The sequence below is a fragment of the Ferrimonas aestuarii genome (assembly GCF_005116665.1).
Lineage (GTDB): Bacteria > Pseudomonadota > Gammaproteobacteria > Enterobacterales > Shewanellaceae > Ferrimonas > Ferrimonas aestuarii.
On sequence record NZ_SWCJ01000001.1, the window covers coordinates 344730 to 357060 of the forward strand.

A 12331-nucleotide genomic window follows, 5' to 3' on the forward strand; every position below is an offset into this window, starting at 1 on the left:
TCATAACTGCTGCAATTGAGTGAGTACGCCACTCAATTCCGTGTCTGGATAGAGCTGACGCAGCAGACGATGAGCACGGGACAGCTCGCCACTTTTGGCCCATGCAAGAGCAAGATTGGCTTGAACTTGTGGGTTGTCAGGGTGTTGCTCATAGAGTGGTTCTAACAATTTAGCTGCTTGTTGATAATGTCCCTGGGCCATCTCCACCATGGCAAGGTTGTTCTTTACCATTAGAGGGTCGCTGCCTAGCAGCCGAGCTTGATTGAACGCCTCAACAGCAGGCTCAAACTGCGCCGTTTGGGTATAAGCCATCCCGAGCTGCAACCACAGGTCGCCGCTGTTTTGACCTAAGGCTAGCGCTCGTTGCAGCGCATCGATTCCAGCGGCGTAATCTTGTTTGCGGTTGAGTAGCTTACCAAGCAGAAGTAGGCTTTGCGCCGTTGGCTCTGCGTCAATTCGGTGTAGGTGGTTGAGGTAAAACTCACTGGACTCAAGATCGCCAGCGTCATAGAAACTCTGAGCTAGCGCCAGTAGGATTTGCGGATCATCTGGGTGTTGCTGCAGTTGCTGTTGGTAGTAATCCGCCAGTCCTTGATGGTTTTGAGCCTTAATCAATCGAGTTACTTCGCTGGACTTCGGGGCTTGGGTACTGGCGCAGCCGGTAAGCAGTAGGGGTAATATCAGTGCTGGGATTAGTGCGTATTTGGCGATCATTGGGTTAGCTCCAGACTGAGTTGAACAATGCCAGGCGCCAAAATCAGTACCACGATGGGGAACATGATCAGTAAGATCAAAGGGACGCTCATTTTTGCGGACAGCTTACCGATCTTTTCCTCCATGCTTAGGATCTGCATGCGTCGCATATCCTCGGAAAGATCAGATAACACCTGGGCGATGGAGGTGCCGTATTGCAGGTTTTGAATTAGGGTGAAACAGAAGCTGCGCACCTCTGGCGTTGGCAGCCTTAGGCTCAGGTCATGAAGGGCTTTCTCTAGCCCTTGAAGAGAGGCGGCATCAGAGGTACGGCGAATCTGATAGCAGAGATCTTTATCGAAGCTTTCCAACTCCTCGCCTAGGTAGCGGAATGAGGCTTCGATGGTCATCCCGGTCTGTACGCAGACCGCCATCATGTCGAGCATGTAGGGCAGTTGTCGGGCGGTTTTTTTAATTAGCCAGCGCTTTCTTGATTCTAAAATGAGATCCGGCACCACGATGAAAAAGATCAACAACGTTGGCCCAAGCATCAGTTTTTGCTGCATCTCTAAATCGACGATGGCCAGCAGCAGTAAAGACAGCAGTAGCATGGCGTATTTGGCTGGCATGAAGTATTTGGCCAAGCCACCTTGATAGATGCCTGCTTCCAGCAGTTTCTTCTGGACGTCACTCTCTTGATTGCTGCTTAAGTTACCTATGGTTCGCTGCAACCAAGACAGCTTTGATGGCTGCTGCGAATGCAGATAATGGCGTACGTGAGAGTGTTTGGCCTGTTGGCGAACCAATTTGGTGGTGATCAGTGCCAATAGGACCCCCAGCAAAGTTGCAATGGCGAGATAGGTCATGCGCGCACCCCTCGAACCAGCAGCCAGATAATAGTAAGGCCCAATACTTCAGAGCCCAGCACGTAAAACAGGATCCAGCGCCCCTCTGGGTGAAACAGCACAAATTGCAGGTTTTCAGGGCTGACCAGCTGCATAATCCCCATAAAAGCGAAGGGCATGATGGCAACCAGTTTGGCGGACAGGCGCGCCTCTGAGGTAAGTGCCATCTTTTTCTTCTCCATGGCTCTGGAGTCCACCAACACTCGAATCAGTCTGGCCATCACCTGCTTCAGCTGGCCGCCGCGACTCATGTTGGCGCGAATGGTGACCACAAAGAACAGATAGGATGGGTAGGGGAAGCGCTTAGTTGACCGAGCGAATACGGTTTCCGGAGGCTCACCCAATTTAAGGCGTTGCCCCATGTATTTGAACTCTCGACCGATGGTGTTATTGAGGGTCTCGCCCACATAGATGATCGCTTGGGTAATACTGTCACCGGCGGTGATGGCGCTCATCATGATGTTGAGTGCATCGGGGAAGGTCTGCTCGAATTTGTTTTTTCGACGCTTAAGCAGGAATGACCAACCCCAGATGAAGCCGCCCACGGCAACCACCGTCGGAAAGACGATGGGAGACAGCATTAGCCAGCGCTGATTGACGTAGGCAGCGGCAAAGAACACCAAGGCAACAAAGGCAGAAATCTTGTACCACGCACCATCGCCCAGCAGATCAAGTACAGGGTCGGCTAGGTTGCGTAGCTTCACAATCCAGCGATTATCACTCAGCGCTTTGAGGTTTACCGCCAGAGGCGCGGACTCTTTTTCTGTTTCTTTGACTGCCAGATAAGCCTTTTTGGGATCTGGCTTCTGTTTGTGGTGCAGTATCAAGGCGATGCCGCCAAAGATAAGGGCGAGATAGAGACTCATTTCTGACTCCCGTTAAAGGCCTCAAGCAGTTCATCCTGAAGGCCATAGTAGCTTGCTTGGCGCATCAGCATGGAGCGCTGCATGATCCCCGCAGACAGAAATTGACCGCTGATCTTCTCTTGACTTTGGATGTCATCAGATTGGAAGCGGAACAGCTCTTCCATGACGGGGTTATCGCCCTCAATGCCGATCAGTTCGGCGATGCTGGTGATCTTGCGGCTGCCATCGCGCATACGACTGACCTGAATCACTAGGTGCACCGCTGAGACGATGGTGCGGCGGATGGCAGTCAGTGGCAGGTTGAGGTTGGCCATCATCACCATGGACTCAATTCGAGCTAGGGCATCGCGAGGGGAGTTGGCATGCAGCGTTGACATCGAACCGTCATGGCCTGTGTTCATTGCCTGCAGCATCTCGAACGCTTCTGGCCCTCGGCACTCACCAAGGATGATGCGGTCGGGGCGCATCCTTAGAGCGTTGATCACCAAAGCACGCTGACTGATGGCGCCGGTGTTTTCAATGCTGGGTGCTCGGGTCTCCATGCGTACCACATGGGGCTGCATCATTCGCAGTTCGGCGGCATCCTCGATGGTGAGAATACGTTCATCTTCGGCGATGTACTGGCTCATGGCGTTCAGTAGGGTGGTTTTACCCGAGCCGGTGCCGCCGGAGATAACAATATTGAGGCGGCAACGCGCGGCGATCATCAGCACTCTTGCCATCGACTCTGACATGGTGCCGAATTTAACCATGTCTTCGAGGCTGATTTTTTGTTCTCGGAACTTACGAATGGAGATGGTGGTGCCATCAAGGGAGATCGGCTTGAGCACAATGTTGACTCGGCTGCCGTCATCCAATCTCGCATCCACCATGGGGGAGGATTCGTCCACACGGCGCCCCACTCGAGAGGCGATACGTTGGGCGATCTCAATTAATTGGCGCTCATTTACAAAAGAGAGTTCAGAACGATGCAGCTTGCCGTCGCGCTCAAAGAAGATGTCGCTGGCACCATTGACCATGATGTCGGTGATGCTGTCATCTTCCATCAGTGGTTGCAAAGGCCCGAGACCCAGTAGCTCATCCACTAGGTTTTTAACCAAGCCGTTGCGCATGATCGAGGGCACTGGGCTGTGGTAGTTTTGCGCTAACACGGCTACCGCGGAATCGATCTGATCCGTTAACTGAGCCCGATCCATTTCAGCGATGGCGCTGGCGTCCAGGGCTTCAAAGATGCGCGCTCGAAAATCGGCGTAGATGGTTTTGCTGCTGCTCACCGTCGAAATACCTCTTTAAAGCGGCTTAAAGGGTTGCTACCGGTCTGAGTAACCTGACCGTTAATCAACTTAAACAAGCTGGTAAGCGGTTGCTGCTTGCCTGACTCTTGCTTATGCAGTCGATGGCCCTCTAGCAGTAAGTGGGAGAACTGCTTGTTGTAGGGAAGAATGACATCGACTTTACGGTCCAGGTATTGAGCCATCTCCTCCATGCTGAGAGGAAAGGCAGACTCGGGCCGGTGATGATTAGCCACCAATAACACTCGAGTCTCTTCACTGCTGCCGAGCTTGAAGTTGCTCAAGGTGTTGAGCATCTGCTGGGCGTTTCTCAGCGCACTGACCGACGGGTCGAAAACAAGCACAACGATGTCGCTTCGGTCGACGATTTGATTCAAATTGAGGGAGAAGTCCACCGATGCGGAGAAGTCTTCAATGATGAAGTTGGCGTGGCGCAAAAGCAGATCACACAGGGTGTGGGTGTACTCGGTCAGATCCCCTTGCTCGGCGCTTCCAGTAAGCGCCAATAGATTTAAGTGCTTATTGATGTTGGCTAGGTAACTGTGGGCAGCATCGGCATCCAGCTCGTGCAACTGTAAGCTGATGTTTTTTACATCCTGCTTCATTAGGTTTTTCTTACCGAGCAAGATATCGATGTTGCTGAAGTGGTACTTATGATCGACTAACAGAGTTTGCGATCCCGATGAGGCCAGCGCCGACGCCAGTTCAGTGGCGATAAGGCTGGTACCAACGCCACCGCGACAACCCACCACAGAGATGCGCTTGGCTTTACGATTGTTGCTTACTCCAGAGAACTTCTTTTGGTTTTGGTGTACGTGGCGGAGAAAGTCGGTCAACTCCTGCTTTCCCACTGGCCAGAACAGATAATAGAACCCCATCTCTTTGAGTGAACGCAGGGTGGTGATGGCGTCCTCTTTGCCAATGACCACCATCCCTTTATGGTTAGGCAGTTGACTGGCAAATCGACGCGCGTCTTCAACCACATTGCTGGACTGATTTAGCTCAACGATGATCAGATCGTTGAGTTTGTCGGCTCCCAGTTGCCCTTGGCCCTCTTTGTGGCAATCGGGCTCGGGCCAGCCTTCGAAACGGCACACCTCTTTGACCAATTCCAGACACTGCTGGGTTTGATAGAACAGTGAGCAGCCACTGGGACCATTGCTCTGTTTTTCGGTTTCGTTAGAGACGCTGATCGCTTTGGCGAGATCAAACATGACTATTGCTCCTTGGCCTGTAGAGAGGACTTGGTTAACTGCTTTTCTGGGTTAACCAATTGCGCCGCCAAGTTGGCGTTTGTGCTGCAACCTAGGGAGGTTACCGCACGGTCATAGCGCCAGTTTCCACAGGGCTGGGATTTTGCATGCCACTGACTGATGGACAGCACTCGAAGGCCTTGGGTTTGACTTTGCTCAAACACAATGCGAGCCGGGTCGACCTCTAATGCCAACAGTTGATGCTCAAGCGCTTTGGCCCAAGGGGTTTGCTGCGGACCATGGCGTAGAGTGAGGGTTGCTTGGCTTGAAAAGTGAGTCAGCAATCGAGCCAAGGTTTCATCGCTGGCGCCATTGTTGCCAAATTCGAAGTCTTGAGTTTGTTGATAGATCAGGGTTTCTGCACCCGGTGGATCAAAGGCGTGATCGGCACAGGCGGTCAGCAGTAATGTGCTAAGCAGCGCGATAAAACGTAAAGATGAGCGAATCATTGAATAAATCCTCCGCGCTGCAAGAGATCCAAGGCCAACGCTTGGGATTGGGTATCGTTGGGGTTTTCGGTAACCGTGTTGAGCCAGCGATCTAGGGTGTTGCTGCGGTCAATGTGAGGCAATACGATGTTGCTCGCCTTGGTGGGCTGCACCAGATTGACCGTGGCCACAATCACTAACTCGGTTTTCACCCTTGAGGTTTTTGCATTACGGAACAGGGCACCAAAGTAGGGAATGTCCCCAAGTAGGGGCACGCGTTTTAGGTTCTCCACCTCTTCTGAGCTCATTAAGCCGCCCAGCATAAAGCTGTCACCATCGGCCAGCTCTACTGTGGTCATGGCTCGGCGGGAGCTAAGTTGGGGTACCTCAATGCCAGCGGAGCTGACGTAGCCACTGATGGCGCTTACTTCAGGGGCAATCTGCAACCTAATTTTGTTGGGGCTGTGCACTTTGGCCGTGAGGTCCAAACCAATACCAAACTCTTTAAAGCTGATGTTGGTGGTGTTGTTGTTGGTGACGATGATGGGCACTTCGCCGCCAACGAGGAAGCTGGCGGATTCACCAGACATCACCGTTAGGTTGGGCTCCGCTAGCACCTCGGCAATGGAGTCGTCCCCAAGAGCGGTAACCAGCGCGCTAAAATCCGGTGCCTTCAAATCATCGAAGCGGAAACTGCCAGCGGCATCGCCGATGCTGGACCAGTCAACGCCAAGGGTTTCACCAAACTCATCGCTGACCTGGGCTACGGATACTCGTACGTTAATCTGTTGCGGTGAAAACAGTTCTAGGCCTTCGATTATGCCGGGGTAGGTGTATTTTCGGAAAAAGGCATTGTCTTCACTTTCAATCATGCCATTTTCAAACTCGTAGCTTTCAGATTGCTGATAGCGAAGCTCTTTCTCTCGTCCAAGTAGCCCGGCTACCAGCGCGTAGATCTCATCTCGTTGGGCTTCGGTGAATACGGTGCCTCGTACTGCAACCTGCTCGGCGACTGCATCGAGATGAATGGTCAGCTTGGGGTAACGAAGCTCTATCTGCTTGGTAATGTGAGTTAACGGCAGCTCCACGTGGATCAATCGCTGCTGCAGTAGTTGCCCTTGTTTGTCGTAGATCATCAATCGAGTCTGGCCTGCTGCAAGACCAAATAGCACCAGTTGACGGTCGTTGATCACCTTATAGTCGGCGACGTTAGGTTGGCTGATAAAGACGGTGCCAATGCTCTGCTCAAAACTCAGATTGACGGCATCGTTGACGGACAGTCGCTCTGTTTCAGCGCTCGCCGGTACAGAGAGAAGGAGCAAACACAGCCCCATAAAAATGAAAGCGCGCATTAGAATACGTTTCCTAAAATCGAGATGTCTGAGCCGTTATCGGTATTGCCGCGAAGCTCAACCACACCGTTGTAGTTTTTAATGACGTCGCTGACCTCTGCGCCAGGGATAGTGCTGAACGGTGAGCTGCGGTAGATCTCGATGTGCATAGTGCGCTGAGCCAGCGCTAACCGAGATAGCACCTGAGGTTGAACCTCGATCACTACGGTCGCACTCAACTCGTCTGGAGAAGCAACGCGAGGATTGACGGCGCCGGTTAAGCTCTTGTCCAATGCCATCACCTTGACGTGATTCAGTAATACCTCAGCAGCTACCCCTTCGAAGTCGGTAATGCTGTCGTCGGTTTTGGACAGGTTCTTATTGGGAGAGCTGACGGCCAATACATCGATGTGATCGCCTGGCTGGATGTAGTCATCAATGAGGTTTTTGGCTGAGACCGTCAGCGGATAGAGTGTCATCCCCTTGGTGGTCAGCAGATCAAGGTAGCCATCGTCGCCGGGGCGCCGTAAATCGCTGTTAAACACCCACTCCCCAGGGCTCATGTCTCGAGCAACCAAGGTGGTGTCATCGATATCGAGTTTGACGTTATCACTGACACCAAGCAGCCTCGCTTCGGTTTCCGGCAGGTTGACTGGCGTGAGTTGCCTAGTGTTGATTTTGTGGCCAGCGGTGATGGCCGTTGAGGCTTGCCAAAGCGTGAGCATCTTTACTTCAGGTTTAGCAACAACCTGAACCGGTGGCGGTGGCTCCTGATTTTGGAGTAGGTCTAAAATCCCTAGTAGGCCGAACATGACCGCGACGAAGGCGATCACAAAGGTCATTTTTGAGCTCATAGCGTGGTTCGCTTGTATTATTGTGTCAGGCTTACAATGCCTAATTGCCATCCAAGGCCGAGAATGATGGCGATGCCAAAGGGCAATCCCTGAAGTTGAGGCTTGGGGTGTTTTCCAGTTAGCCGTTGCCAACGTCTTTTTGTTAAGACGCTCAGCGCGACGATACCGCCAAACAGTCCCACCCATACCATGCCGTGAATGAACGTCATAGGCTCAAACAGCAGGCTCATTGCCATCAGTAATTTGGCGTCTCCGCCGCCCCAAATCTGTGTAACCCAAAGTCCCACTCCAAGGAGACTGGCGATGCCAAGGCTCAGTAAAACAGCAGGTTGGGTTAAATAGAGCAGAGAATAGATGCCGCTTAGGCTAAAGATGACCAGCAGCACCGAATTTCCAATGTGGCGCCGCGTCAGATCCGTTGCCATTACCCAGAAGCAAGCGCTAGCAAGCAGAATAGAGAGCGGGATCTGCGCGGCGTTCATGGTTTAGCTACCGCCAGCCGCGCCGCCGTTGTTGTTAGCGCCAAGGGTGGCAGCAATTGAGTCAAATGCTTGCTGAAGTTCGCCTAGGAACTCGCCGTCACCGGTTCCCAATACGGTTGCAAGTAGGGCTGCCATGGCTACGCCAATCAGGCCATATTCAATGGCGGTAATGCCGCGTTGGTCGTTCTTAAAGGTGGTTAGCAAAGCTTGAGCTTGAACAACGTACTTAGTCATGATTCATCCTTGTTACAATTTGTGTTTAAAGTGCATAAGGGATACTAAATCCAGTTAACTAAGTGTGAAAATTACTTACCATTAGTCAGGCTTATGGATGCGAGGGAAAGCAGAGAAATGCCAATGCCCCCTAAAGTTCGGGGGGCGACCCGTCGTGTTAGGCGATGGCCAACTGAGAGGTAGGGGAGAGCTGGGTAATGCGTTTGAACAGCCAGCTGCTGGCATCATGAAATTGGTAGCCCGGTTGCCAGAACATGCTTGCGCGCCAACTGAAGTGGGACACGCGGTCAAACTCAAATTGGATTGGCACTAAACGCCCTTTCTCTATGTCGTATTGCACAACAAATTCAGGAAGACAGCATACGCCAATGCCACCGCGGGCAAACTGCAATAGGGTATTAAGATCTTCTACTTGCCACACGGCAAGGTGCTGAGTGAGAGATTCAATGCTGCCACTAGGAAGGTTGCTGGGCATCACGATTCGGGAATGGTTGAGGCTGGTGTAGTTGATGGGTTTGGGCAGATGCTGCAGCAATTGTGGCGATGCCAGCCAACGGCAATCTACTTCAAACACATCTAAACTGCTCATTTGGGCGCTGTTATTGCCACTATTGATGCCGAGCATACCATCGATCTGCCCCGCTTCCAGTAAAGCAAATAGCGAGGGACTTGCCTGCTGGGCAATGGTGAGTTCAACTTCTGGAAAGTGAGATGAGAACTCGCTGAAAATGCCAACCATCTCCGGCTTAAACACCAAGGGATCGATACCAATGCGAAGTTTAGGTTCAGGCTGATTATCAAGAGTTTGCGCTTGATGAGAGAACTGCTCCACCTGAGCTAACATCAGTTTGGCTTCTTTTAGGAGTCTCTGTCCCCGAGGGGTTAATTTGGGTAGCTTTCCTGAACGGCAGAAAAGCTCGAAACCAAGGTCGATCTCCAAATTTTGAATCTGTTGGCTAATGGCCGCCTGAGTTTTTTTGAGCCTTTTTCCCGCAGCGGTAAATGAGCCAGCCTCAGCGGTTATTACGAATGCGCGAATGGCTTCGATTTGCAGTTTCATCCTTAACTATCCATACGTTAGACAAGCCCTTGTCTATGGGGGGTTTATGTGTGCTGAATGCGATAGCTGTTCAAACACCTAAAACTCAGTTCCATTTTTTGAATTGCATTTTGCAAATGGCCTAAGCACTTTTTACTACAAATTTATATTTATTAGTGACTTATATTGTTGGCATGAAACTTCCTATTGAGCAAGCAGTAATCACCGTTCATGGGAGAGTGCCGATGCGAACTCATTTACTGCCTCTACTGCTGTTGGGAGCCCCAGCTTTCGGGCAACCTTTCAGTAACTGCCCGACAGAAGCTTATCTGTATCAATCCAGCACCGTGGTGTACGGCGTGGATTTGGTGACGGGAGCCTACAACGTGCTAAGCAGCGACTTGGGGATTCCAAACAACGTTAATGGCGTTGGATTTAACGAAACTGACCGCTACATCTACGGCTTTAGTAAAGAGTTTAAAGACGTGGTTAAGATGGGGCAGGACTACCAAGCGACTCGTTTGAATGTCACCGGATTGCCTGCTGGGATTCACTTCTATGTGGGTGATGTGGCCAACAACCATTACTGGATTTACCACAAGAGGCATGGACTCTACTCCATCAATTTAGACAGCAGTGCGCCGAATTTTGCCCAGGCAGAAAAGAAGGTTGGCGCTGACACCAGCATGAACCTCACCGATTTTGCCTTTCATCCTGGCGATGGCGAGCTCTATGCGGTCGACAATACCAACGGCAACCTGTATCAGATCGACACTGGTGATGGCAGTCGTCAAATTGTGGGTAACGCTGGGGTAACTGGTACCTTTGGTGCTGGCTATTTTGAGAAAAGTGGTTACTACTACATCAGCCGAAATCAAGATGGCCACATCTTCCGTTTGGATCTCCGAAATCCTGATCAGCTAAATCCCAATGCAGAATTTTTTGCCTACGGGCCTGCGTCAAATCAAAATGACGGAGCCCGTTGTGCCAGCGCCCCCATTCAGTCATCTACGGTGGATTGGGGCGATGCCCCGCAAAGCTACGGAACTCGACAAGAGGACAATGGCGCTCGTCACGGCATCAACGATTCAGGCCCTCGATTGGGAGCCCTAATTGATGCCGATTACGATGGATTTAGCTCCCCTTGGACCGATGACAGTGATGGTCTGGATGACGAAGATGGCATCGCTTTGGTGACCGATCTCAAGCAGGGTCAAACCGGTTTGATCCGAGTGGATGTGCAGCGAGCGCCTGGTTATCTGCAACTGTTTGTCGATTGGAATCAGGATGGAGATTTCGATGATGGTGGTGAGCAGGTTTATCAGGATCAATGGCTTGAAATTGGGGCTACGGCACTGGCCGTGAATGTACCCAATTCCGCTAATGGCGGCTTAACCTACATGCGAGTGAGATTAAGTTCTCAGGCCGGTTTGGGAAGTGGCGGTGGTGCTGCCGATGGCGAGGTGGAGGACTATCGAGTCGCCATTTCGTCGGTGGATACCACTTATCGTCATTATCCGTCGGAGTCCAGTTTTGCGACCGTGGCATTTGAAGATCGCTGGCCGATGCGTGCTGACTACGACATGAATGACGTGGTGATGAATCTGCGTTTTACTGAAACCATTCGCGAAGGCAAAATCGAAGGACTGGCTGTTACAGGGCAGTTAAAAGCCATTGGTGCTTCTTTGAAAAATGGGTTCGGCATTCAATTGCCGGGCATTTTTCGCGGCCAAGTCAACTCTGAGAGCATCAGCTTCTCGGTCAATGGCGAGTCGCGAAGTTCTGATGGCATTCTAGAGTCTGGCCAAACCCAAGCAGTGTTGATTGTCAGTGAGGATCTCAAGTCAGAGCTCAGCATGAGCTGTCCTTTCTACCGAACCGTTCGTGGTTGTGCCGATGACGGAGTGTTTAATTTCGAGTTGGCATTAGACTTTGCTAGCCCTATCGATCCAGGCGCTATGCCATCGGCCCCATTTGATCCCTTTATCTTTGCCACTCCTGGTTACGCACGGGCTGGGTTTGGGTCGGTACCGGGACGGGGGCTGGAAATTCATCTACCTGGATACCCACCTACGGACAAAGCCAATTTGAGCTACTTCGGTCAACATGACGATACCTCGTCTGCGGCCAGTAATCGGTATTATCTCAACAGCAACGGCTTGCCATGGGCATTGGAGTTTTCGAGCAGCTGGCATTACCCTGCGGAGTATCAGGATCTGCTCAAAACCTACCCAAAATTTGAAGATTTTATTCGCTTTGACGGTGGTCAATTTACCGATTGGTTCTACATCCAGAACGCCAATGGCGACAAACTGTATCAATAGAGAGGGCGGTTGCAATGATTCAATTAACTAATAGTAAGTTGCAAAAACTGATGCTGGTTCTGTTGGTGGCCTTCGGCGTGAGCGCCTGTGGCGGTGGAGGTGGCGGCGGCGGAGATTCTTCGACCCCTGAAGCACCGGCTCCCATCGATGACAGCAGTGGTAACGATGACACCGATACAGACGACAATTCAGGAGGGGAGAGTGAGCCTGAGGCTGAACCTGAAACACCTGGGCTGATTGAGCCGGATATGATTACAGAAGAACTGATTGCATCTGATGTCATGGATTTCAAAGCCAGCGAACCGGTAATGGTGAGCATCAATATGGCTTCAGGTGAGACCGCTTACGCTTCTGTGTATATGGAGTTTAGTGAAACGCCAGAGGGTTACCTACCCAGTTATCAGCAGCGAATGGTTAGCGGCCCGCTGACCAACGGTCAACTTGAGTTGTTAGTTTCTGTAGGAAAAGAGCGAACACACCTTCTGATAGAGATCTGGTTTTATGACCCTCAAATTGCGCCACTTCAAAAAGTATTTGCGCTAAATTCCAACAGGTTGGAGTGGGAAATTTAGAGAACAGACGAGTTAAGGAAATTGAAACAACGGGGTCGATTATCGGCCCCGTTTCGCA

Annotated in this window: 13 protein-coding genes; 2 read left to right on the forward strand and 11 right to left on the reverse strand. The window is 51.4% G+C overall.

What is annotated here, in order from left to right:
* The 11 genes from FCL42_RS01635 to FCL42_RS01685 all read right to left on the reverse strand — a co-directional run bounded on the left by FCL42_RS01635 (position 1) and on the right by FCL42_RS01685 (position 9398).
* A complete protein-coding gene (locus FCL42_RS01635) occupies positions 1–714 on the reverse strand; it encodes a tetratricopeptide repeat protein (RefSeq protein ID WP_136861621.1) in 714 nt (237 codons plus the stop codon).
* A complete protein-coding gene (locus FCL42_RS01640; protein ID WP_136861622.1) occupies positions 711–1559 on the reverse strand; it encodes a type II secretion system F family protein in 849 nt (282 codons plus the stop codon). Before FCL42_RS01640 ends, FCL42_RS01635 begins: the two co-directional genes overlap by 4 nt.
* Complete coding sequence (locus FCL42_RS01645; protein ID WP_136861623.1) at positions 1556–2464, reverse strand: type II secretion system F family protein; 909 nt, start codon at positions 2462–2464, stop codon at positions 1556–1558. The genes FCL42_RS01640 and FCL42_RS01645 overlap by 4 nt, the downstream gene beginning before the upstream one ends.
* Positions 2461–3738 carry a CpaF family protein gene (locus FCL42_RS01650; protein ID WP_136861624.1) on the reverse strand — a complete coding sequence of 426 codons (1278 nt, stop codon included), beginning with the start codon at positions 3736–3738 and terminating at the stop codon, positions 2461–2463. The genes FCL42_RS01645 and FCL42_RS01650 overlap by 4 nt, the downstream gene beginning before the upstream one ends.
* On the reverse strand, positions 3735–4970 hold the full coding sequence (locus FCL42_RS01655) for an AAA family ATPase (RefSeq protein WP_136861625.1): 1236 nt from the start codon (positions 4968–4970) through the stop codon (positions 3735–3737). Before FCL42_RS01655 ends, FCL42_RS01650 begins: the two co-directional genes overlap by 4 nt.
* Before the next feature lie 2 nt (positions 4971–4972).
* Positions 4973–5458 (reverse strand): CpaD family pilus assembly lipoprotein, encoded by a 486-nt coding sequence (locus FCL42_RS01660; protein WP_136861626.1) that lies wholly within the window; start codon positions 5456–5458, stop codon positions 4973–4975.
* Positions 5455–6789, reverse strand: a complete 1335-nt coding sequence (locus FCL42_RS01665; RefSeq protein WP_136861627.1) for a type II and III secretion system protein family protein — start codon at positions 6787–6789, stop codon at positions 5455–5457. Before FCL42_RS01665 ends, FCL42_RS01660 begins: the two co-directional genes overlap by 4 nt.
* Positions 6789–7622 (reverse strand): Flp pilus assembly protein CpaB, encoded by an 834-nt coding sequence (gene cpaB / locus FCL42_RS01670; protein ID WP_169308247.1) that lies wholly within the window; start codon positions 7620–7622, stop codon positions 6789–6791. The genes FCL42_RS01665 and cpaB overlap by 1 nt, the downstream gene beginning before the upstream one ends.
* Positions 7623–7639: 17 nt before the next feature.
* A complete protein-coding gene (locus FCL42_RS01675) occupies positions 7640–8104 on the reverse strand; it encodes an A24 family peptidase (RefSeq protein WP_136861629.1) in 465 nt (154 codons plus the stop codon).
* A gap of 3 nt (positions 8105–8107) precedes the next feature.
* Positions 8108–8338 (reverse strand): Flp family type IVb pilin, encoded by a 231-nt coding sequence (locus tag FCL42_RS01680; protein WP_136861630.1) that lies wholly within the window; start codon positions 8336–8338, stop codon positions 8108–8110.
* A 157-nt stretch (positions 8339–8495) separates the two neighbouring features.
* Complete coding sequence (locus FCL42_RS01685; protein WP_136861631.1) at positions 8496–9398, reverse strand: LysR family transcriptional regulator; 903 nt, start codon at positions 9396–9398, stop codon at positions 8496–8498.
* A 224-nt stretch (positions 9399–9622) separates the two neighbouring features.
* Between FCL42_RS01685 and FCL42_RS01690 the strand changes: the two genes are divergently transcribed.
* Both FCL42_RS01690 and FCL42_RS01695 read left to right on the forward strand, forming a co-directional pair.
* Entirely contained in the window at positions 9623–11701 is a 2079-nt protein-coding gene (locus FCL42_RS01690) for an LruC domain-containing protein (RefSeq protein ID WP_169308248.1), read from the forward strand.
* 14 nt (positions 11702–11715) lie between these two features.
* Complete coding sequence (locus tag FCL42_RS01695; protein ID WP_136861633.1) at positions 11716–12273, forward strand: hypothetical protein; 558 nt, start codon at positions 11716–11718, stop codon at positions 12271–12273.
* Positions 12274–12331 lie beyond the last annotated feature (58 nt).

Coding starts and splice junctions, on each gene's coding strand:
- FCL42_RS01635 (WP_136861621.1), bottom strand. CDS start 714: ATGATCGCCAAATACGCACTAATCCCAGCACTGATATTACCCCTACTG.
- FCL42_RS01660 (WP_136861626.1), bottom strand. CDS start 5,458: ATGATTCGCTCATCTTTACGTTTTATCGCGCTGCTTAGCACATTACTG.
- FCL42_RS01640 (WP_136861622.1), bottom strand. CDS start 1,559: ATGACCTATCTCGCCATTGCAACTTTGCTGGGGGTCCTATTGGCACTG.
- FCL42_RS01665 (WP_136861627.1), bottom strand. CDS start 6,789: ATGCGCGCTTTCATTTTTATGGGGCTGTGTTTGCTCCTTCTCTCTGTA.
- FCL42_RS01685 (WP_136861631.1), bottom strand. CDS start 9,398: ATGAAACTGCAAATCGAAGCCATTCGCGCATTCGTAATAACCGCTGAG.
- FCL42_RS01675 (WP_136861629.1), bottom strand. CDS start 8,104: ATGAACGCCGCGCAGATCCCGCTCTCTATTCTGCTTGCTAGCGCTTGC.
- FCL42_RS01690 (WP_169308248.1), top strand. CDS start 9,623: ATGCGAACTCATTTACTGCCTCTACTGCTGTTGGGAGCCCCAGCTTTC.
- FCL42_RS01655 (WP_136861625.1), bottom strand. CDS start 4,970: ATGTTTGATCTCGCCAAAGCGATCAGCGTCTCTAACGAAACCGAAAAA.
- FCL42_RS01645 (WP_136861623.1), bottom strand. CDS start 2,464: ATGAGTCTCTATCTCGCCCTTATCTTTGGCGGCATCGCCTTGATACTG.
- FCL42_RS01680 (WP_136861630.1), bottom strand. CDS start 8,338: ATGACTAAGTACGTTGTTCAAGCTCAAGCTTTGCTAACCACCTTTAAG.
- cpaB (WP_169308247.1), bottom strand. CDS start 7,622: ATGAGCTCAAAAATGACCTTTGTGATCGCCTTCGTCGCGGTCATGTTC.
- FCL42_RS01695 (WP_136861633.1), top strand. CDS start 11,716: ATGATTCAATTAACTAATAGTAAGTTGCAAAAACTGATGCTGGTTCTG.